The 21,570-nt window shown below is 71.0% G+C and carries 17 protein-coding genes; 11 read left to right on the plus strand and 6 right to left on the minus strand.

What is annotated here, in order from left to right; genetic code table 11:
- Positions 1-81: 81 nt before the first annotated feature.
- Positions 82-1,839, plus strand: a complete 1,758-nt coding sequence (locus OG702_RS13105; RefSeq protein WP_327293208.1) for an acetyl/propionyl/methylcrotonyl-CoA carboxylase subunit alpha — start codon at positions 82-84, stop codon at positions 1,837-1,839.
- Between the two features lie 92 nt (positions 1,840-1,931).
- On the opposite strand, the gene OG702_RS13110 is transcribed toward OG702_RS13105, so the two are convergent.
- The gene (locus OG702_RS13110; RefSeq protein ID WP_327289059.1) at positions 1,932-3,365 is read right to left on the minus strand and encodes an MFS transporter; all 1,434 of its coding nucleotides are present in this window, start codon (positions 3,363-3,365) and stop codon (positions 1,932-1,934) included.
- Positions 3,366-3,487: 122 nt separating this feature from the next.
- Between OG702_RS13110 and OG702_RS13115 the strand changes: the two genes are divergently transcribed.
- A complete protein-coding gene (locus tag OG702_RS13115) occupies positions 3,488-4,084 on the plus strand; it encodes a TetR/AcrR family transcriptional regulator (RefSeq protein WP_327289060.1) in 597 nt (198 codons plus the stop codon).
- A gap of 59 nt (positions 4,085-4,143) precedes the next feature.
- Here the strand turns inward: OG702_RS13115 and OG702_RS13120 are convergent, their stop codons facing one another.
- Positions 4,144-4,986, minus strand: coding sequence for a DeoR/GlpR family DNA-binding transcription regulator (locus OG702_RS13120; RefSeq protein WP_442814708.1), 843 nt, complete (start codon positions 4,984-4,986; stop codon positions 4,144-4,146).
- A 404-nt stretch (positions 4,987-5,390) separates the two neighbouring features.
- Between OG702_RS13120 and OG702_RS13125 the strand changes: the two genes are divergently transcribed.
- Positions 5,391-6,161, plus strand: coding sequence for a hypothetical protein (locus OG702_RS13125; RefSeq protein ID WP_327289062.1), 771 nt, complete (start codon positions 5,391-5,393; stop codon positions 6,159-6,161).
- Between the two features lie 76 nt (positions 6,162-6,237).
- Here the strand turns inward: OG702_RS13125 and OG702_RS13130 are convergent, their stop codons facing one another.
- The gene (locus OG702_RS13130) at positions 6,238-7,698 is read right to left on the minus strand and encodes an NAD(P)H-quinone dehydrogenase (protein ID WP_327289063.1); all 1,461 of its coding nucleotides are present in this window, start codon (positions 7,696-7,698) and stop codon (positions 6,238-6,240) included.
- Positions 7,699-7,795: 97 nt separating this feature from the next.
- Between OG702_RS13130 and OG702_RS13135 the strand changes: the two genes are divergently transcribed.
- From OG702_RS13135 to OG702_RS13150, 4 genes are all read left to right on the plus strand, one after another.
- Positions 7,796-8,233 (plus strand): gamma-glutamylcyclotransferase, encoded by a 438-nt coding sequence (locus OG702_RS13135; protein ID WP_327289064.1) that lies wholly within the window; start codon positions 7,796-7,798, stop codon positions 8,231-8,233.
- A gap of 146 nt (positions 8,234-8,379) precedes the next feature.
- Positions 8,380-9,189: a purine-nucleoside phosphorylase gene (locus tag OG702_RS13140; RefSeq protein WP_327289065.1), complete on the plus strand. Its 810-nt coding sequence runs from the start codon at positions 8,380-8,382 to the stop codon at positions 9,187-9,189.
- Positions 9,190-9,532: 343 nt separating this feature from the next.
- The gene (locus OG702_RS13145; RefSeq protein WP_327289067.1) at positions 9,533-11,188 is read left to right on the plus strand and encodes a phospho-sugar mutase; all 1,656 of its coding nucleotides are present in this window, start codon (positions 9,533-9,535) and stop codon (positions 11,186-11,188) included.
- Between the two features lie 56 nt (positions 11,189-11,244).
- Positions 11,245-12,182, plus strand: a protein-coding gene (locus OG702_RS13150) for an IS5 family transposase (protein WP_442814403.1) whose coding sequence is annotated in 2 segments (ribosomal slippage) — positions 11,245-11,649 and positions 11,652-12,182 — 936 coding nt in all. Because the reading frame shifts where the segments join, the coding sequence is not laid out codon by codon here.
- A gap of 280 nt (positions 12,183-12,462) precedes the next feature.
- Here OG702_RS13150 and ltrA read toward each other — a convergent pair.
- The gene (gene ltrA, locus OG702_RS13155; protein ID WP_327289068.1) at positions 12,463-13,713 is read right to left on the minus strand and encodes a group II intron reverse transcriptase/maturase; all 1,251 of its coding nucleotides are present in this window, start codon (positions 13,711-13,713) and stop codon (positions 12,463-12,465) included.
- Positions 13,714-14,420: 707 nt separating this feature from the next.
- Between ltrA and murJ the strand changes: the two genes are divergently transcribed.
- Complete coding sequence (gene murJ, locus OG702_RS13160) at positions 14,421-16,130, plus strand: murein biosynthesis integral membrane protein MurJ (RefSeq protein ID WP_442814405.1); 1,710 nt, start codon at positions 14,421-14,423, stop codon at positions 16,128-16,130.
- Between the two features lie 602 nt (positions 16,131-16,732).
- On the opposite strand, the gene OG702_RS13165 is transcribed toward murJ, so the two are convergent.
- The gene (locus OG702_RS13165) at positions 16,733-17,452 is read right to left on the minus strand and encodes a PH domain-containing protein (protein ID WP_327289069.1); all 720 of its coding nucleotides are present in this window, start codon (positions 17,450-17,452) and stop codon (positions 16,733-16,735) included.
- Between the two features lie 347 nt (positions 17,453-17,799).
- Here OG702_RS13165 and deoC point away from each other — a divergent pair, with 347 nt between their 5' ends.
- Genes deoC through OG702_RS13180 form a run of 3 tightly spaced genes read left to right on the plus strand, consistent with a single transcriptional unit; the run spans position 17,800 to position 21,111 of the window.
- Positions 17,800-18,798: a deoxyribose-phosphate aldolase gene (gene deoC, locus OG702_RS13170; RefSeq protein WP_327293210.1), complete on the plus strand. Its 999-nt coding sequence runs from the start codon at positions 17,800-17,802 to the stop codon at positions 18,796-18,798.
- A gap of 5 nt (positions 18,799-18,803) precedes the next feature.
- A complete protein-coding gene (locus tag OG702_RS13175) occupies positions 18,804-20,243 on the plus strand; it encodes an aldehyde dehydrogenase family protein (RefSeq protein ID WP_327289070.1) in 1,440 nt (479 codons plus the stop codon).
- Complete coding sequence (locus OG702_RS13180; RefSeq protein WP_327289071.1) at positions 20,236-21,111, plus strand: aldehyde dehydrogenase family protein; 876 nt, start codon at positions 20,236-20,238, stop codon at positions 21,109-21,111. The genes OG702_RS13175 and OG702_RS13180 overlap by 8 nt, the downstream gene beginning before the upstream one ends.
- Before the next feature lie 28 nt (positions 21,112-21,139).
- Here OG702_RS13180 and OG702_RS13185 read toward each other — a convergent pair whose 3' ends face one another.
- Positions 21,140-21,523: a hypothetical protein gene (locus OG702_RS13185; protein ID WP_442814407.1), complete on the minus strand. Its 384-nt coding sequence runs from the start codon at positions 21,521-21,523 to the stop codon at positions 21,140-21,142.
- Positions 21,524-21,570: the final 47 nt, after the last annotated feature.

Here is a 21,570-nt window from a genome sequence, read left to right on the forward strand (position 1 = left end):
GGGCAAGCTCACGTGCAGGGGTGCCTCGGCACCAAGTGTGGCCAGTACCTAAACTCGGCTTGTTTCATGGAGGGAGCCATCGTGCGCAAGGTGCTCATCGCCAACCGCGGTGAAATCGCAGTACGCGTCGCCCGTGCCTGCCGGGATGCCGGGATCGCCAGCGTAGCCGTCTACGCGGACCCCGACCGGGACGCGCTGCATGTCCGCGCGGCCGACGAGGCGTACGCACTGGGCGGCGACACACCGGCCACCAGCTATCTGGACGTCGCCAAGGTGCTCTCGGCTGCGGCCGAGTCGGGGGCCGATGCCGTGCACCCAGGCTACGGCTTCCTGTCGGAGAACGCCGAGTTCGCGCAGGCGGTGCTGGACGCGGGCCTGAACTGGATCGGCCCGCCGCCGCAGGCCATCCGCGACCTGGGCGACAAGGTCGCCGCCCGGCACATCGCCCAGCGGGCCGGCGCACCGCTGGTCGCCGGCACGCCCGACCCGGTCTCGGGTGCGGAGGAGGTCGTCGCCTTCGCCAAGGAGCACGGCCTGCCGATCGCCATCAAGGCCGCCTTCGGCGGTGGCGGGCGCGGCCTGAAGGTCGCCCGCACCCTGGAGGAGGTCCCGGAGCTCTACGACTCCGCGGTGCGCGAGGCGGTCGCCGCCTTCGGGCGCGGCGAGTGCTTCGTGGAGCGGTATCTGGACCGGCCCCGGCATGTGGAGACGCAGTGCCTGGCCGACCGGCACGGCAACGTCGTGGTGGTCTCCACCCGCGACTGCTCGCTGCAGCGCCGGCACCAGAAGCTCGTCGAGGAGGCCCCGGCCCCCTATCTGACCGAGGACCAGAACGCCCAGCTGTACTCGGCGTCCAAGGCGATCCTGCGCGAGGCGGGCTACGTCGGCGCGGGCACCTGCGAGTTCCTGGTCGGCCAGGACGGCACGATCTCCTTCCTTGAGGTCAACACCCGCCTCCAGGTCGAGCACCCGGTCACCGAGGAGGTCTCCGGCATCGACCTGGTGCGGGAGATGTTCCGGATCGCAGACGGCGAGGAGCTGGGGTACGACGACCCGCCGCTGCGCGGCCACTCCTTCGAGTTCCGCATCAACGGCGAGGACCCGGGGCGCAACTTCCTGCCCGCGCCTGGCATCGTGACCCGGTTCAGCGCGCCCTCCGGCCCCGGCGTGCGGCTGGACGCGGGCGTGGAGGCGGGCAGCGTGATCGGCCCGGCCTGGGACTCGCTGCTGGCCAAGCTGGTCATCACCGGCGCCACCCGGGAGCAGGCGCTCCAGCGGGCGGCCCGCGCGCTCGGCGAATTCCACGTCGAGGGCATGGCCACCGCGATCCCCTTCCACCGTGCGGTGGTCAAGGACCCGGCGTTCGCGCCGCCGCAGGGCCCCTTCACCATCCACACCCGGTGGATCGAGACCGAGTTCGTCAACACGATCCCGGCCTTCACCGGTCCCGCGGTGGACGAGGAGGAGGCCCAGGGCCGCGAGACGGTGGTGGTCGAGGTCGGCGGCAAGCGCCTTGAGGTGTCGCTGCCCGCGTCGCTGGGCATGACGCTGGCCCGTACCGGACTGGCCGCGGGCGCCAAGCCCAAGCGGCGGGCCGCGGTCAAGGCGGGGGTGGCCGTCTCCGGCGACTCGCTGGCCTCGCCGATGCAGGGCACCATCGTCAAGGTCGCGGTCGAGGAGAACCAGCAGGTGAGCGCGGGTGACCTGATCGTCGTCCTGGAGGCGATGAAGATGGAGCAGCCGCTCAACGCGCACCGCTCGGGCACCGTCATCGGCCTCAAGGCCGAGGTGGGCTCGTCGGTCTCCTCCGGCGCGGTCATCTGCGAGATCAAGGACTGAGCCGGCACCGGCTCGGCGGCGACAACGCGGCGCGGCACCCCGAACGCGGGGTGCCGCGCCGCGTTGCGGGCCGGCGGCGGGACAGGGCGGGGTCAGGCCAGCACGTGCCGGCGCGGCTGCTTGAGCGACAGCACCAGCAGCAGGGCGGTCGCGGTGAAGACCGCCGACAGGGTGAAGGCCGCGGTCGCGCCGTGGATGAACGGGTCCTGCCGGTGGTGCCGCGACACCGTGCCGAAGACCGTGACCAGCACCGAAAGGCCCAGGCTGCCGCCGACCTGCTGCATGGTCTGCAGCAGCCCGGAGGCGGATCCGGCGTCCTTCGGCTCGACACCGGACAGGATGAAGGTGTTCAGCGGCATCATCGTCCAGCCCATGCCGACGCCCATCAGGATCAGCGTCGGCAGGATGCCCCTGGCGTAACCGTCGGAGGCGCTCAGCTGGGTGATCCAGATGGTGCCCACCAAGGTGAGCGACGCGCCCACGCTCGCCACCCGCTTGGCCCCGAAGCGGGCCAGCGCCCGCGGGGCGATCCTGGCGGCCACGAAGAGCGGCCCGGCCAGCGGCAGGAAGGCGAAGCCGGTCTTGAGCGGGCTGTAGCCGAGATACGTCTGCAGATACTGCGTCGAGAAGTAGAAGGTGCCGAACATCCCGGCCACCACCAGCAGCATCACCCCGTAGGCCAGTGCCCTGTTGCGGTCGGCGAACAGCCGCAGCACCACCAGCGGGCGCTCGACCCGGGTCTCGTTGACCAGGAACGCGGCGAGCAGGGCGACGGCGATCACGAAGGTGCTCACCGCGCGGGTGTCGCTCCAGCTGGTCTCGCCGACCCGGATGAAGGCGTAGACCAGCGAGGCCATGCCGAGGGTGCCGGTCAGTGCGCCCGCGACGTCGAAGCGGCCACCGCGGTGCCGTTCCGTCTCCTTGATGAAGCGCGGCGCGAGCAGCACGATGGCCACGCCGACCGGGACGTTGATGAAGAAGACCCACCGCCACGACCCCCAGTCGGTGAGCATGCCGCCCACCGTGAGGCCGACGGCGGACCCGGCGCCGGAGATCGCCGAGAAGACGCTGAGCGCGCGGTTGCGCTCGCTGCCCTCGCGGAAGGTCGTGGCGATCAGCGCGAGCGTGCTGGGCGCGGCGAGCGCGGCGGCCGCGCCCTGGAAGCCGCGGGCGACCAGCAAGGTGGTGGAGTCATTGGCGAGGCCGCCGGCTATCGAGGCAACGGTGAAGGCCATGACGCCCCAGATCAGCGCGGTGCGCCGGCCGATCAGGTCGCCGATCCTGCTGCCGAGCAGCAGCAGGCCGCCGAAGGCGAGGGTGTAGACGTTGAGCACCCAGGACATGCCGGTGGGCGAGAAGCCGAGGTGGGTGCCGATGCCGGGCAGGGCCACGTTCACCACGGTCGCGTCGAGAAGCAGCATCAGCTGGGTACCGAGGATGGCGGCGAGGGCGAAGAATGAACGCATGCCGGAGGGAGCCGGCACGCGGGTGGTCGAGGTCTGATCGCGCAGTACGTGCGTGGACATGGCTGGTAAGCCTCCAGCGGAGAAGCCAAACGGAGGTCGTCTCCGGAAACTATACGGAGCCAACCTCCGGATCTACAATATGATTCGGGGAGCTGATCCCCGGCACCGGGAGGCGGGACGGAATGCGGGCAGACGCGCAGCGCAACTACGACCGGTTGCTCGAGGAGGCCAAGCAGGCCTTCATCGTGCACGGCACGGATGTCGCGCTGGAGGACATCGCCCGGCACGCGGGTGTCGGGATCGGCACGCTCTACCGGCACTTCCCCGACCGCTACTCGCTGATGAACGCGGTCTTCATCCGGGAGCTCGACCAGCTCTCCGACCGGGCCGGGGAACTGATCGGCGCGGACGAACCCGCCGAGGCGCTCTTCTCCTGGCTGCGCGCGGTGGGCGCGCACTCCGGCATGTACCGCGGGCTGTCGGCCGCGATCCTCGCCCAGTCGGACGGGCGGATGCTGCAGTGCAAAGCGCGGCTGCGCGCGTCGGGGGAGACGCTGCTGACCCGCGCGAAGGAGGCCGGCGAGGTCAGGGACGGCATCGAGATCGGCGACCTGCTCAAGCTGACCTCGGCGATCGTGATGTGCGCGGAGAAGAACCCGGAGGACCGGAAGACCTTCGAGCGGCTGATGTCGCTCGCCGTCAACGGCATCCTCGCCGCACCGGGCGCCGCTGACGCCCCCTCGGCCGGACTGAGCGGGCAGCCGCAGGCCACGTCATGACCGCAGCCGCGCTCCACGCCGCGACCGGCGGTCCCGGTCCCGGCCGTAACTGACCGGCCTCAGCGCGGCCGCAGGTCGGCCAGCCGTGGTACGGACGGGGGCCGCAACGGGTGGGGGCGGCGCGGCCCCGGGAGCGGGGCCGCCGGCTCCCCGGGGCCTGCGGGCGCCACCACCAGCTGCACGCCGCGGTCGGCGAGCGCCTGGAGTTCGGTCCCGGCACGCTCGTCACCGGCCGGCGGCTCGTCCGTGACCAGATGCGTGATCAGGTCGGTCGGCACCGTCTGGAACATCGTGTCGGACCCCAGCTTGGTGTGGTCCGCGAGGACCACCACCTCCGCGGCGGCCTGCACCAGCGCCCGGTCCACGCTGGCGGACAGCATGTTGGACGTGGACAGGCCGCGCTCCGCCGTGAGCCCGGCGCCTGACAGGAAGGCGCGGGAGACCCGCAGGCCGTGCAGCGACTGCTCGGCACCGCTGCCGACCAGGCCGTAGTTGGAGCCGCGCAGGGTGCCGCCGGTCATGACCACCTCGACCCGGTTGGCATGCGCCAGCGCCTGGGCGACCAGCAGCGAGTTGGTCACGACGGTGAGCCCGGGCACCCGGGCGAGCCGCCTGGCCAGCTCCTGCGTGGTCGTGCCCGCGCCCACCACGATGGCTTCGCCCTCCTCCACCAGCGAGGCGGCGAGGTCGGCGATCGCCGTCTTCTCGGCGGTCGCGAGATGGGATTTCTGCGGGAAGCCGGACTCACGGGTGAAACCACCCGGCAGGACCGCACCGCCGTGCCGGCGGTCGAGCAGTCCTTCTGCCTCCAGCGCCCGCACATCTCGGCGCACGGTCACTTCGGAGGTCTGGACGACGCGGGCGAGCTCACGGAGCGACACCGCTCCGTTGGCCCGCACCATTTCGAGGATCAATTGGCGACGTTCTGCAGCGAACACGGAACCGACAGTAACCCCAACGACCGCCACTTTCAGCGTTTTGCACCAGATGACGGAAGTTGCCCGTGAAACAGACCGTCAAGTGCTATACGCCGACCGTACGTTCGCCTGCACCGCTACCCCGCCCACTCGGCGGCAGCCGGTGCCGTACGCCGGAACAACCGCTCGTGATATTCGTCGCGGACACGGGAGACACGAACCTCGGATTGCGTATTTCCACCACATCACGGGGAATCCGTGCAGCCGCTTTGGTACCGGCAACCCCGAATTCCGCGCAGTTCAGCCCTCCTCTAGGCTGGCCGTCACGCCACGCACCGCACACTCCCGAAATTCCTCTGTTCATGCGCGACGATCCCCCAGGAAATTTGATGTCCATACGGAAAATGTCCGCCAGGGCCACGGTTCTGCTCGCCTGCGCGGTCGTGCTCACCGCCTGCAACTCCGGCGACGACAGCGACGCGTCCGACACCGCACCGCCGGCCACCACCGCGAGCCCGGCCACCTCGGCGCCCAGCACCCCGGCGGCCACCACCGCCGCGGCCGACGCCGCAGGAAGCGGTGGCGCCGTCGCCGACGGCAGCAAGCTCAAGACGCTGCTGCCGACCGCCGCCACCGCCCCCAAGGGCTGGAAGCTCGACGACAGCGCGGCCTACGACACCGGCGCGAACGTGAAGTCGCCGACCTCCGCGCTGCTGCCCGACGACGACTGCTCGCAGGCACTGACCAACGGCGGGGCCAAGACGCTCACCTCGGACTACAGCGCGGCCTACGCGATGGCCGGGCTGACCGGTCCCAACGACGGCTCCTCGACGGTGATCTTCAACAGCTACCAGCCGGGCGCCGCGGCCAAGCAGATGGCCGAGGTCACCGCGCTGGCCAAGCGGTGCGCCACCTTCAGCGCCCAGGACATGTCCGGCAAGAACGTCAAGCTGACCGTCACCGCGACCCCGGTCGCCGGCGCCGGCGACCAGTCGCTGGACCTCAAGATCCAGCCCGCGGGCAAGTACGTCGGCTCCGAGATCGTGCTGATCGCGTCGGGCAACGTCATCATGGGCGTCGACGAGGCCGACGCGGCGGGCGCGATGACGCCGCTGGCGCCGGTGGCCGAGCAGCTCGCCGCCGGGCTGCCGCTCAAGTAGCCGCCGGCCCGCCGGACGACAGCGGGCCGGCCGGGACCGGGGCCGGGCCGGGTCCGACCGATGTGTCAGACCCGGCCTACGACAGGCCCTGGTCCTGGCCGCCCGCCTTGCGGTTGTGCAGCTGGCGGGCCACCTCGGCGATCGAGCCGGACAGCGACGGGTAGACGGTGAAGGTGTTGGCGATCTGCTCGACCGTCAGGTTGTTGTCCACCGCGATGGAGATCGGGTGGATCAGCTCGCTCGCCTTGGGCGCGACGACCACCCCGCCGACCACGATGCCGGTGCCCGGCCGGCAGAAGATCTTGACGAAGCCGTCCCTGATGCCCTGCATCTTGGCCCGCGGATTGCGCAGCAGCGGCAGCTTCACCACCCGCGCGTCGATCCGGCCGCCGTCGACGTCGGCCTGCGAGTAGCCGACGGTGGCGATCTCCGGGTCGGTGAAGACGTTGGAGGACACCGTCTTGAGGTTCAGCGGGGCGACCGCGTCGCCGAGGAAGTGGTACATCGCGATCCGGCCCTGCATGGCCGCGACCGAGGCGAGCGCGAAGATGCCGGTCACGTCCCCGGCCGCGTAGACGCCGGAGGCGCTGGTACGGGAGACCTTGTCGGTCCAGATGTGGCCGGACTCGGTGAGCTTCACGCCCGCCTCCTCCAGCCCCATCCCGGAGGTGTTCGGGATCGCGCCGACCGCCATCAGGCAGTGCGTGCCGGTGATCACCCGGCCGTCGGTCAGCGTCGCCTCGACACCGTCGCCGACCCGCTTGACGCTCTCGGCGCGCGAGCGCGACATCACGTTCATGCCGCGCCGCCGGAAGACGTCCTCCAGGACCGCGGCGGCGTCCGGGTCCTCGCCGGGCAGCACCCGGTCGCGGGACGAGACGAGAGTCACGGTCGAGCCGAGCGCCTGGTAGGCGCCGGCGAACTCGGCGCCGGTGACGCCGGAGCCGACCACGATCAGCTCGCGCGGCAGCTCGTCCAGGTCGTAGACCTGGGTCCAGTTCAGGATCCGCTCGCCGTCCGGCATCGCGTCGGGCAGTTCGCGCGGGCGCGCCCCGGTGGCGACCAGCACCGCCTCGGCGGTGAGCCGCTGCTCGGTGCCGTCGGCCGCGGTGACCACGACCGTACGGGTGCCCTCGGCGGTCTGCGGCCCTTCGAGCCGGCCGCGGCCGCGCATCACGGCGGCGCCCGCCCTGGTCACCGAGGCGGTGATGTCGTGCGACTGGGCCAGCGCGAGCCGCTTGACCCGGCGGTTGACCTTGCCCAGGTCCACCCCCACGACACGCGCGGAGCGCTCCAGCGGAGGGGTGTCGTCGGCCACGATGATGCCGAGCTCTTCGTAGGACGAGTCGAAGGTCGTCATCACCTCGGCGGTGGCGATGAGCGTCTTGGACGGCACGCAGTCGGTCAGCACCGACGCACCGCCCAGCCCGTCGCAGTCGACGACGGTCACCTCCGCACCGAGCTGCGCTGCCACCAGCGCCGCCTCGTAGCCGCCGGGTCCGCCACCGATGATCACGATCCTTGTCACGTACCCCATTGTCCCGCACGCGCCAAGCACTCACCGCCACGGGGCACCGCTGCCCCCCGCGCGCTTCCTTACGCCGGGCCCAGGCTGCTCCCGTACCCTCGTCCTCATGTCGCTCTACGCCGCTTATGCAGGCAACCTCGACGCGCGGCTGATGACCCGCCGCGCCCCGCACTCCCCGCTGCGCGGCACCGGCTGGCTGGACGGCTGGCGGCTCACCTTCGGCGGCGAGCAGATGGGCTGGGAGGGCGCGCTCGCGACGCTGGTCGAGGACCCGGGCAGCCAGGTCTTCGTCGGGCTGTACGACATCGCGCCGGTCGACGAGGAGTCGATGGACCGCTGGGAGGGCGTACCCCTGCAGATCTACCGGCGTACGACCGTACGGGTACACACCCTGGACGGCGACCTGGCGGCGTGGCTCTACGTGCTCAACGACTACGAGGGCGGGCTGCCCTCGGCTCGCTACCTGGGCGAGATCGCGGACGCCGCGGAGTCGGCGGGGGCGCCGCACGACTATGTGATGGGGCTGCGCAAGCGTCCCTGCTGAGGGCGGGTACGGCCGGCGCGCCGGTGCTTTCCGGCCAATTCCGCGGCGGCGCCGGGCGGGCCGTCAATTGTCGGATGCTCCGATTTACGGAGGAGTCGTTGTCAGGCCGTCTACGCGCGTAGGCCATGACAGGTTACGCTCAGCGCGTGAACGCTTCTGTGAACCCCGACCCCTATGCCGCGGCCGACGCCGCCGCCGCCCGTCTGCGCGAGCTGACCGGTGCGCAGACGCACGACGTCGCCCTGGTCATGGGCTCGGGCTGGGTGCCCGCCGCCGACCAGTTGGGCACCGCGGACGCCGAGCTGCCGATCACCGAGCTGCCCGGCTTCCCGGCCCCCTCGGTAGCCGGCCACGCCGGCCGGGTGCGCTCGGTGCAGGTCGGAGGCGTCCGCGCCCTGGTCTTCCTGGGCCGCACCCACCTCTACGAGGGCCGGGGCGTCGCGAGCGTCGCGCACGGGGTACGCACGTCGGTGGCTGCGGGCTGCAAGACGGTCGTCCTCACCAACGGTTGCGGCGGCCTGCGCCCCGGCTACCGCCCCGGCCAGCCGGTGCTGATCAGCGACCACATCAACCTGACGGCGACCTCGCCGATCGCCGGCGCGAACTTCGTCGACCTCACCGACCTCTACTCCCCCAGGCTGCGCGCCCTGTGCCGCGAGATCGACCCCACCCTGGAGGAGGGTGTCTACGTCCAGCTGCCCGGCCCGCACTACGAGACGCCGGCGGAGATCGGCATGGTCCGCGCCATAGGCGGTGACCTGGTCGGCATGTCCACCACGCTGGAGGCGATCGCCGCGCGCGAGGCGGGTGCGGAGGTCCTGGGCATCTCCCTGGTCACCAACCTCGCCGCCGGTATGACCGGCGAGCCCCTCAACCACGAGGAAGTCCTGGCGGCGGGCCACGAGTCCGCGACCCGGATGGGCACGCTGCTGGCCGGCCTGCTGGCCCGCCTGTGACCCCGTTTGACCCCGTTCCCCCGGCCCTCGCGCCCGAGCGCGGACCCGTCTGCCCCCTGCGGCCGGACCGCGCCCACCGGTCCGTGGTGGCCGGGCGCATGCCGTCTGTGCCGGGGGCGAGCGTTTTTCAGGGGCGCGGCGAACCGCGCGGCCGGCCCCCGCGGGCCGCAGGCAAGCACGCCACCGCAAGTGGCAGCCACCCAGGGGTGCGGGGAACTGCGCGGCCAGCCCCCGCCATGGTGAAGGCGGCAGACCACCGCAAGTGGCAGCCTCGTAAGGGCGCGGGGAATGGCGCGCCACGGCTCGACGTACCGGCACCAGCCACCGCAGGAGGACGCACCCCATGGAAGACCTGTTCGCCCGGGCCCAGGCATGGGCCGACGAGGACCCGGACCCGCAGACCCGCGCGGAGCTCACCGCGCTGCTCGCCGAGCGCGACCTCCCCGAGCTGACCGCCCGCTTCGGCGGCACGCTGGAGTTCGGCACCGCGGGCCTGCGCGGAGCCCTGGGCGCGGGCCCGATGCGGATGAACCGCGCCGTGGTGATCCGCGCGGCCGCCGGCCTCGCGGCCTACCTGCGCAAGAACGCCGGCGCAGCCACCGTCATCGGTTACGACGCGCGCCACAAGTCGTACGACTTCGCCCGCGACACCGCCGCGGTGATGACCGCGGCCGGCCTGCGCGCGTACCTGCTGCCGCGGCCGCTCCCCACGCCCGTACTGGCCTACGCCATCCGCCATCTCGGCGCCGACGCGGGCGTGATGGTGACCGCCAGCCACAACCCCCCGCAGGACAACGGCTACAAGGTCTACCTGGGCGACGGCTCGCAGATCGTGCCGCCCGCCGACGCGGAGATCGCCGCCGAGATCGCGGCGATCGGCCCGCTCGCGTCCGTAACGCTGGCCGCGGACGGCTGGGAGGTGCTCGGCGAGGACGTCGTCACGGCGTATCTGCACCGGGCAGTGGGCGTCCTCGCGCCGGGCGGCCCGCGCGAACTGTCCACCGTCTACACCCCGATGCACGGCGTCGGCCTCGGCACCCTCAACGCGGCCTTCGCGCTGGCAGGCTTCGCCGAGCCGCTGGCCGTCGCCGAACAGGCCGCGCCCGACCCGGACTTCCCCACCGTCGCCTTCCCCAACCCGGAGGAACCCGGCGCGATGGACCTGGCGTTCAAGACGGCCAGGGACGCGAACCCCGACCTGGTCATCGCCAACGACCCGGACGCGGACCGCTGCGCGGTCGCCGTACCCGACCCCGCCGCCGACGCGGGCTGGCGGATGCTGCGCGGCGACGAACTGGGCGCGCTGCTCGCCGCGCACCTCGTACGGCGCGGCGCCGCCGTACCCGGCCAGGACGTCTTCGCGGCGAGCATCGTCTCGTCCTCGCTGCTGTCGAAGATCGCGGCCGCCGCCGGGCTCGGCTATGAGGACACCCTCACCGGCTTCAAGTGGATCGCCCGCGTACCGGGGCTGCGCTACGGCTACGAGGAGGCGCTCGGCTACTGCGTCGACCCCGCCGGGGTCAGGGACAAGGACGGCATCAGCGCCGCACTGCTCATCGCCGAACTCGCCGCGGAGCTGCGGCAGGAGGGCCGCACGCTCGCCGACGTCCTGGACGAACTCGCCGTCGCGCACGGCCTGCACGCCACGGACCAGCTCTCGGCCCGGGTCGCCGACGTGTCGCTGATCGCGGACGTGATGGCGCGACTGCGCTCCCACCCTCCGGAGCGGCTGGCCGGCCTCGACGTCGTCTCGGCCGAGGACCTCCTCGACGGCGCCGGCGGTCTGCCGCCCACCGACGGCCTCCGCTACCGCCTGGCCGGCGACGCCGTCTCCGCCGCCCGGATCGTGGTCCGCCCGAGCGGCACCGAGCCCAAGCTGAAGTGCTACCTGGAGGTCGTCGTCCCCGTCCCCCCGGCCGCCCCCGCCACCGCCCGCACCACAGCCACAACACTCCTGACCGCCCTGAAATCCGCCCTCGCCTCAACGGCGGGCCTCTAGGTTCTGTTTCTCGGATCGCCTGACGTGTGCTGGTTTGCTGGTCCAGGCTGTGTGGTGTGGGTGGTCGAGGAGCTTTGACGAACGCGGAGTGGGAGCGGCTTGAGCCGCTCCTCCCTGGTGGTGGGACGCGTGGCGGTCGGTGGAGTGATCATCGCAGGGTGATCGACGGTGTGCTGTTCCGGGTTCGTACCGGGGTGCAGTGGCGTGATCTGCCGGAGCGTTTCGGGCCGTGGATGACGGTCTACAAGCGGCATCGGCGCTGGTCGGCGGATGGTACGTGGGAGCGTCTGCTGACGCGGGTGCAGGCGGAGCAGGACGCCGAAGGCCGGATCGACTGGGATGTGTCGGTGGACTCCACCACTGCACGGGCCCATCAGCATGCGGCCGGTGCGCCGAAGGCCGCGCCGCCGGTGTTTCCTGCGCCAAAGGGGGCCCGCGGCCGGACGAAAAGGGGCGATCCGGTATGGCGGAGCCTGTCCGTCCGCCTGGCGGAGGTGATCAGGCAGGCGAGTGCTTAGGGCGCTCGCGAGGTGGGTTCAGCACCAAGATCCACCTGTCCGCCGAGGGACGGTGCCGCGCGCTTTCCCTGCTGCTGACTCCCGGTCAATACGGCGACAGCCCGCAGTTCGAGGCGGTGCTGGAGAAGATTCGTGTCCCCCGCCTCGGGGCGGGCCGGCCTCGGACCAGGCCCGGCAGTGTGAGCGCGGACAAGGCCTACAGTTCCCGTGGCAACCGGGCCTACCTGCGTAGACGCAAGATCCGGCACACCATTCCCGAACCCCGCGACCAGCGGGCCCATCGCCACAGACGTGGCTCGGCCGGCGGGCGGCCGACCGGCTTCGACAAGGAGCGGTACAGAAAGCGCAACGTCGTCGAGCGGGCGATCAACCGCCTCAAAAACCACCGGGCCGTGGCCACCCGCTACGACAAACGCGCCTACGTCTACCTCGGCACTGTCACCGTCGCCGCACTGATCATCTGGCTCCGCACTTGATCCGAGAAACAGGCCCTAGGCGCCGCCACCCGCGGTGGCGTTGCTCACCCGCGGCGTCTGGTGCAACCGCTTGACGACCTCTACATCGCCGAAACCTGGCCCGACCCCTTCGCCGCGCCCGACGACGGATGGTGGGCAGGACGCTGTTGGGGATAGTCCTACGTCGATCACTGACCCAGCATCGTTGCCTGCCTGGCGGAGACGGTCGGGTGGCCCGGAGGATCTCACCCCCGGGCTCCCACAGAACGGAGCGTGACAGTCTCCCGTCACTCCGCTCTTCTCATCGAGTCCACACGAACTCACGGTCCCACGCCCAGTGCTTGAAGAGGCCCGGCGCTCGTTGCACGAGTCCGGTCCACCATGCACGAAAACGCTTATAGCCCCGCAGCCGTTTGTACTTCTTCCGCGCCCATCGCATCAGGTAGGTGTTGATGCGTCGTAGGAAGGGATACAACTGCGACCGGTAGAATCGGCCGTAGTACGTCATCCAGCCTGACACGATCGGATTGATCCAATCGGCAAGCTCGATGAGTTCGAGTCTGGTGCGTCGGTGAAGTCGCCATTCGCGGACCTGCTGGCCCATGGCTTTGAGGGCCTCCGGACTGACCGCGGGCAGGAACGACGTAAATGCTTTGCCGTCCGGATACCGCGCCTTCCGAGGGGCGAACGTATACCCAAGGAATTTGAACGACGTGTGCTCTGCCGAGCTTCGCCGCCTGGTGTCCTTGCAGTAGACGAGCTTGGTCTTGTCGGGATGCAGCCGCAGCCCGACCTCCTCCATCCTCGCTTCGAGCGCCGCCCACACCTGCCGGGCCTGGCGCTCGGTCACACAGTGCACCACCGCGTCATCCGCATAGCGTTCAAAGTCCACCGACGGGAACTCTCGCGCCAGGAACTGGTCGAACGCATAGTGCATGAAGAGGTTGGCGAGCACAGGCGAGACCGCAGATCCCTGTGGGGTCCCCCGGTCCCGCTCTTGAAGGGTCCCATCGGGCAGCTGAAGCGGAGCAACGAGCCACCGCTTCACATACAGCACCACCCAACGCTGGTCGGTGTTCGCCTCCACAGCCTTGACCATGAGGGCGTGATCCACGGAGTCGAAGAACTTCTGGACATCGAGGTCCAGGACCCAGTCCTTCTTCCAGCACCGCTGTCGGCACCGCTCGACCGCCTGCAACGCCGACCGCCTGGGCCGATACCCGTAGGAGTCGTCGTGAAAGATCGACTCCGTCCTGGGCTCCAGCGTCAGAGCGACCACCGTCTGAGCTATTCGATCGGCCACCGTCGGCACCCCGAGGATTCTCGTTCCCCCGGGCTTTGGGATCTCGACCGCCTTCACCGGAGGAGGAAAGTACGTGCCCGAGGACATCCGGTTCCAGATCTTGTACAGGTTCCCCCGCAGATCCTTCTCGAAGTCCTCGATCGAGCACCCGTCCACTCCGGCCGCACCCTTATTGGCCTTGACTCTCTCGTATGCCTCCCACACCAGCAGCTTCGAAATAGCGAACGGCTTGTCCGCCAGACCTGACATGCTCACCCGCTTCCTCCCGGAGTAAATCCGGTTGTTCGCGCGAACAGATCACCAATGAGCCGGCCCCTTCGCTCCACCCCGATTACCAGGGCTTCATCACTACTACGGGCCGGTCCGCCAGCGCGTGCCGCATCGGTACTCAACGCCTCACGGTTTCCGCCGCCCGGCGCACTCCCTCTCGCCGCCTGAGCCATTCGAGGCCCAGACGGCCGTATCGGCACTCGCCTTCCCACGTTCCATGCAGAAGCCGCAGACCGGACTCGCGCCGCCTCCATGCCGGACACCACCTGGCCAATAGACGGGCTCCCGCCAGGCTCATCCCGGCGCCATTTAACCGCTCCGGTTTTGATGTCAGTTGCTTGTTTCGACACGTCGTCAGCGGTTCGCTCTCGCTCGCCTTTCCGATCCCCACCTGACGCCTCATGGACGCCTTTTCCTCAACGCTCACCACGACGGTCTTCAGCCAACGCAGCTTGAGGTGGTTTGACGCCTCCCCCCGAGGGCGACGCCGAAGGGCCACAAAACCTTCATCATCTGCACAGCACCGCATCAAGTGGGCTTACCTACATCAACCTCACTCTCTGCGCTCGTGGCGCACTCAAACGACAAGGTGAGTACCCGTTTCTGATTTCGGAGCGGACGGTGCGAGCTGTCCCGATCGGGAGTCCGCGTCGTGGGAGTCGGTGTCCGGACCGTAGATTGTGACCATGGTCGAGGGAACGTCGCAGGAATCGTTGGAGCGGTTGCGTGCGGGCCGGGGACGGCATGCCGCTCGGGGACGACGGTTGCATGCCGCCCCCGGTGGGGCCGCCAGCGGGGGTGGGGGGCTGCTGCGTTCGTCGGCGCTGATGGCGGCGGGGACGGTGGTTTCGCGCGCCACCGGGCTGATCCGGCAGATGCTGCAGGCCGCCGCGCTCGGCACCGGCCTGCTGGCCACCACCTACAATCAGGCCAACACGGTGCCCACCAGTCTGTACTTCCTGCTCATCGGCGGTGCGCTGAACTCCGTTCTGGTCCCCCAACTGGTCCGGGCCCGCGCGGCGCACTCTGACGGCGGGGCGGCGTTCGAGCAGCGGCTGGTCACCCTCGTGCTGTGCGTGCTCGGCGCCGGCACCGCGCTGGCCGTGTGGGCCGCGCCGGAGATCATCAGCCTCTACCAGCGGGATACGCCCGACACGCACAACGCGTTCGAGCTGACGGTGGTCTTCGCCCGCTTCCTGCTCCCGCAGATCTTCTTCTACGGCCTGTTCAGCATCTTCGGCCAGGTACTCAACGCCCGGGCCAAGTTCGGGGCGATGATGTGGACCCCGGTACTCAACAACGTCATCCTGACCACCATGTTCGGCCTCTACCTCGGCATGATGACGGTCCCCGACCAGGTTGCGGACATCACCTCGGCCCAGGTCAGACTGCTCGGCATCGGCACCACTCTCGCGCTGGCCGTGCAGGCGCTCGCCCTCATCCCGTACGCGAACGAGGCCGGATTCCGGCTGCGGCCGCGCTTCGACTGGCGGGGCGCCGGCCTGCGCAAGAGCGTGAGCGCCGCCCGGTGGACGCTGCTGTTCGTACTGGTCAACCTTGTTGGCAGCACTCTGGTCACCCGCTTCGCCTCAGACGCCGACGCGGCCCTTCCTGACGGCGGCGTCGGCTTCACCGCGTACAGCTACGCCCAGCAGATATGGACCCTCCCCCAATCGATCGTCACCGTCTCCCTGGTCACGGCTCTGCTTCCCCGGATGAGCCGGGCGGTGGCCGAGCACCGGGTCCAGGACCTGCGCGCCGACCTGTCCCGCGCGCTCCGCGTCAGTGGTGTCGTCATCGTCCCGGCCGCGTTCTTTTTCGTGGCGTTCGGTCCGCAGATCGCGCAACTACTGTTCGCCCACGGCGCCGCCGACGCCGCGGCCACCGCACCACTGGGCCGCATGCTGCAGGCTTTCGGTCTCGGCCTGATCCCGTTCTCCGCGCAATACCTGCTACTGCGGGGCTTCTACGCCTTCGAGGACACCCGCACGCCCTTCCGGCTCGCCCTGTGCATCAGCGGGGTCAATATCGGCCTCGCGACGGCCTGCCACTTCCTGTTGCCGCCACGTTGGGCGGTCACCGGCATGGCCGGCGCGTACGCCGCGTCCTACGGGATCGGGATGGTGCTGACAGCGCTGCGGCTGCGGCAGCTCACCGAAGGGCTCCTCGACGGCCGCCGGATCTGCCGCACCTACGGCAGGCTCACTGCGGCCGCGCTGTCTGCCGGGACCGTCGGCTGGGCCGTCGCCCGGTCCTGCGCTCACGGTCAGACGGCAGATGTCTGGACGCCTGCCCTTGCACTGGCTGCCGGCGGGATCACCATGGCTCTGCTGTTCCTGTTCCTCGCCCGCGCCTTCAGAATCGGGGAGCTGCGCAATCTGCCGGGACTGAGGTGAGGTCCGCTGCTGGCGGGTGTCCAAGCACATTGGGGGACAGCCGTTGTGGCCGGCCGTCCTCGTCTACAGCCACCGAAAATGGACCGGAGTCCTCGAAGTCGACGACCCCGTACCCGAACGCCGTCCCACAGATGGTTGGCGAGGTTGCCGTCCCCCGGGCCAGAGGCCATCGGACGTCCGGTCTGCCGACTCGCTCCATGCGTGAACGAGCAAGCCGCTCAAGCCCGCGGTCCATGGCCTCCCCCATCGCACCGCCGACTCGCGGTCGAACGTGTACCGCCCATGAGCGGGTCTGAGCGATGAGCTGATGTTGCAGGCCAGGCCGGACGGGAACCTCAGCAAGAACATCCGCCGGCACGGCCCCGTGAGGGGATCGGGAAACTCCTGTGGGCCGAGTGTGCAGCCGACGGCGGCAGCGGGGAATCGGTGGGTGGAGTACGGAGTGGGGCGTAGGCGGGAACGACGCAAGCGAGGCACGACGCCGCCGCAGACGAGCCACGCCACACCAAGGGGCCCCGGGGGCGTGGGAACCACGCGCACCACGGGGCAGGCGGGGCGCCGCGGGTGGTGTTCGGGGTTGCCCCGCGCGGGAGGCGCGTTGTTCAGCCGATCGCCAGCAGCACGATGAGCACGACCGCCCCGGCCGCCGCGGGGGCCAGGACCTCCCAGCACCAGCGGACCACCGGCGCGGTGGACTCACCGTCGGCGGTGGGGGTGGCGCCCGGCGGCGTCAGCGCCTCGTGGCGCTCCGCGAGCTCGCGGAGTTCGGACAGGGCCTGGTCGGACCAGGCCCGGATGGTCGGGTCGGCGCCGGGGATGGGGGTCGTGCGCCGGTAGGTCGGGCGCCGCCCCGCGCCGGGGGTGAAGTCGCTGTCACCCGCCGCCTTCATCTTGGCGTCCTGCCTGGCCGCCCGCTTGCGCGCGCGGAGCGAGACAGGGATGGCCCAGAGCTGGTACTTCTTGCCGCCGGCCAGCAACTCGGTGGAGTACGAGGAGCGCACCGCGTCCACCCCGGCCCACGGCACGGTGATCGTACGGAACGGGTTGCGCACCCGGATGCGCTCGGAGTTGGCGAAGACGGCGGGCCGCAGCGTGAGCGCCACGATCACCGGCAGCGCCAGCAGCAGGGCCGCCAGGGCCAGCCAGGGCGTGTGGCCCTTTCCCTTGGCGATGGCGTCGCCGCCCAGCCAGCACGCGACCAGGACCAGGCCCACCCCGCCGACCATGCCGGCCATCGAGCGGTAGGCGCGGTCGGCGTACTTCGGCTGCCCGGGGCCGCTGCTTCCCGGCGGCGTCGGGCTGTCGGACCTCGGACTCGTCATAACGACCGATTGTGCACGACGCCCGCAACCGCCCGGGCCACGACCCGGTTGCGTTCCCGTCTCGGCTGCGCCGCCCGCAGCCGCCACAGCCTGTCCGGGCAGGCCACCGCCGCCCGTCCTGGCTGGGCAGCCTGCCGCCCGTCCCGGCGGCGCGGGCCGCCGGCCCCGGTCCACGCAGGCCACCGCCCGCGCAGGCCACCACCCATCCCGGCTGCGCCGCCACCGCCCGTCCCGGCCGGGCAGCCGCGCCGCCAGCGCCCCGGTCCGCCCCAGCAGGCGCTGGCCGCCCAGGCCCACCCCGGGTAGTGACACGCTGCTACGCGCGTAGATATGCTGGGCTGGTGACCATGTCCTCAGTTGTTCCCGCATACGGCCCCGACGCCCCCGGGCGGCTGGCCGGCCTGGCCGACGTCACGGCCTCGGACGCCGCCCTGCGGCGCTTCCTGCACGGCCTGCCCGGCGTCGACGCCGTCGGCCTGGAAGCCAGAGCCGCCGGCCTCGGCACCCGGTCGGTCAAGACGACCGCCAAAGCGTACGCCATCGACCTGGCGATCTCGATGATCGACCTGACGACCCTGGAAGGCTCCGACACGGCCGGCAAGGTCAGAGCGCTGTGCGCCAAGGGCCGCAGGCCCGACCCGACCGACCCCGCCACCCCGCACGTCGCCGCGATCTGCGTGTATCCCGACATGGTCGCGGTGGCACGCGAGGCGCTGGGCGACGGCTCAGGCATCAGCATCGCCTCGGTGGCGACGGCCTTCCCGGCCGGCCGGGTCGCGCTGCCGGTCAAGCTCGCCGACACCGCGGACGCGGTCGCCGCGGGGGCCGACGAGATCGACATGGTCATCGACCGCGGCGCGTTCCTCTCCGGCCGGTACATGGACGTCTTCGACGAGATCAGGGCCGTCAAGCAGGCCTGCGCGCGCCCGGACAACAGCGCCGCCCACCTCAAGGTGATCTTCGAGAACGGCGAGCTGTCGACGTACGACAACATCCGCCGCTGCTCGTGGCTGGCGATGCTGGCCGGCGCCGACTTCATCAAGACCTCGACCGGCAAGGTCGCGGTCAACGCCACCCCGCCGAACACCCTGCTGATGCTGGAGGCGGTGCGCGACTTCCGCGACGCGGTCGGCGTCCAGGTCGGGGTCAAGCCGGCCGGCGGCATCCGCACGTCGAAGGACGCGATCAAGTACCTGGTGATGGTGAACGAGACGCTCGGCGACGACTGGCTCTCGCCCGACTGGTTCCGCTTCGGCGCCTCCAGCCTGCTCAATGATCTGCTGATGCAGCGGCAGAAGCTCAGCACCGGCCGGTACTCCGGTCCCGACTACGTCACGGTGGACTGATCGTCATGGCCAATGAGAAATTCGCCTACGCGCCCGCACCCGAGTCCCGGGCGATCGTGGATCTGGCGCCGTCCTACGGGCTGTTCATCGACGGCGAGTTCACCGACGCCGCCGACGGCACCGTCTTCAAGACCGTGTCGCCGTCGAGCGAGGAGGTGCTCGCCGAGGTCGCCAGGGCCGGCGAGGCCGACGTGGACCGCGCGGTGAAGGCGGCCCGCAAGGCGTTCCAGAGCTGGGGCGCGCTGCCCGGCGCCGAACGCGGCAAGTACCTGTTCCGTATCGCCCGCATCCTCCAGGAGCGGGCCCGCGAACTGGCCGTGCTGGAGACGCTGGACAACGGCAAGCCGATCCGCGAGACCCGCGACGTCGACCTCCCCCTGGTCGCCGCGCACTTCTTCTACTACGCGGGCTGGGCGGACAAGCTGGCGCACGCCGGTTACGGTCCCGACCCGCGCCCGCTGGGAGTGGCCGGGCAGGTCATCCCGTGGAACTTCCCGCTGCTGATGCTGGCCTGGAAGATCGCGCCCGCGCTGGCCGCCGGCAACACGGTCGTGCTCAAGCCGGCCGAGACCACGCCGCTGTCGGCGCTGTTCTTCGCCGATGTGTGCCGGCAGGCCGGACTGCCGCGCGGGGTCGTCAACATCCTCACCGGCCACGGTGACGCGGGCGCCGCGCTGGTCGCCCACCCCGACGTGGACAAGGTCGCCTTCACCGGCTCCACGGAGGTCGGCCGGGCCATCGCGCGTACGGTCGCCGGCTCGCGCAAGAAGGTCACGCTCGAACTGGGCGGCAAGGCGGCGAACATCGTCTTCGACGACGCGCCCCTGGACCAGGCCGTCGAGGGCATCGTCAACGGCATCTTCTTCAACCAGGGCCATGTGTGCTGCGCCGGTTCGCGGCTGCTGGTGCAGGAGTCGGTGCACGACGAGGTGCTGGACGCGCTCAAGCGGCGGATGGGCACGCTGCGGGTCGGCGACCCGCTGGACAAGAACACCGACATCGGGGCGATCAACTCCGCCGAGCAGCTGTCCAGGATCACCGCCCTGGCCGAGGCAGGCGAGGCGGAGGGCGCCGAGCGCTGGGCGCCGGCCTGCGAACTGCCCTCGTCGGGCTACTGGTTCGCGCCGACGCTCTTCACCGGCGTCACCCAGGCCCACCGGATCGCCCGCGAGGAGATCTTCGGCCCGGTGCTGTCCGTGCTGACCTTCCGCACTCCGGCGGAGGCGGTCGAGAAGGCCAACAACACGCCGTACGGGCTGTCGGCGGGCATCTGGACCGAGAAGGGCTCGCGCATCCTGTCGATGGCGAACAAGCTGCGGGCCGGCGTGGTGTGGGCCAACACCTTCAACAAGTTCGACCCGACCTCGCCGTTCGGCGGTTACAAGGAGTCCGGTTACGGCCGGGAAGGCGGCCGGCACGGCCTGGAAGGTTACCTCGATGTCTGAGCAGTCGCGTCTTGCCGTGTTCAAGACCTACAAGCTGTACGTGGGGGGCGCGTTCCCCCGTTCCGAGAGCGGCCGGGTGTACGAGGTGACGGACTCCAAGGGCGGGAACCGGCTGGCCAACGCGCCGCTGTCGTCCCGCAAGGACGCGCGCGACGCGGTGGTCGCGGCCCGCAAGGCGGTGCCCGGCTGGTCGGGCGCGACCGCGTACAACCGCGGGCAGGTGCTCTACCGCGTCGCGGAGATGCTGGAGGGGCGCCGCGAGCAGTTCGCCCGCGAGGTCGCGGAAGCCGACGGGCTGTCGAAGTCCAAGGCCGCGGCCGCGGTGGACGCGGCGGTCGACCGCTGGGTCTGGTACGCGGGCTGGACCGACAAGATCGCCCAGGTGGTGGGCGGCGCCAACCCGGTGGCCGGCCCCTTCTTCAACCTCTCCACGCCCGAGCCGACCGGCGTGGTCGCGGTGCTGGCCCCGCAGGACTCGTCACTGCTCGGCCTGGTCTCGGTACTGGCCCCGGTGATCGCCACCGGCAACGCGGCCGTGGTGGTCGCAGCCGAGCGCGCGCCGCTGCCGGCGCTGTCCTTCGGCGAGGTGCTGGCCTCCTCCGACGTCCCCGCCGGCGTGGTCAACATCCTCTCCGGCCGCACCGCGGAACTGTCCGCCCCGCTGGCCGCCCACCAGGACGTCAACGGCCTCGACCTGACCGGGGCCGCGGGGGACCTGGCGGTGGACCTGGAGGTCGCGGCGGCCGACACCCTCAAGCGTGTCCGCCGCCCGTCGGCCACCGCCGAGGACTGGACCGCCGACCCCGGCACGGACCGGCTGACGGCCTGGCTGGAGACGAAGACGGTCTGGCACCCGATCGGCGTCTGACCCGCCGCCGGACCGGGCGGCCCGCTGGTCAGCCGGACAGCAGGCCGCTCGCCGGGCCGACGAGCGGAAGGGTGGCCAGCGTGCCGCCGCGGGTGATCGGGTCGGTGGCCATGGTGGTCGACAGCGGCTGGAAGTCGGCGACCTGAGAGCCGAGGCCGTTGTCCAGCGGGTCCACGCCGGTGTTCGCCAGCGGGTCGATGGTCAGGTGCCGCACCGGGTCCACGCCGGCGGACAGCGCGCCGGTCACGCTCTGCGTCGGCAGGGCGTCCAGCGGCAGCGCGGCGTCCGGCGCGGACGTCCCGGGCGCGGTGTGCGCCGGGGTGGCCGCCACCGCGGCGGCGGCCGGCACGAGGGTCGCCGCGGCGGCGGTCAGGGTGAGGGCGAGAGCGGTACGCAGGGAAGGCATGGGCACCTGGGCTTTGTCGGGGGCGGTCACGTGCTGACCGGCTCAGCGTAACG

Source organism: Streptomyces sp. NBC_01198 (assembly GCF_036010485.1).
Taxonomy (GTDB): Bacteria; Actinomycetota; Actinomycetes; order Streptomycetales; family Streptomycetaceae; genus Actinacidiphila.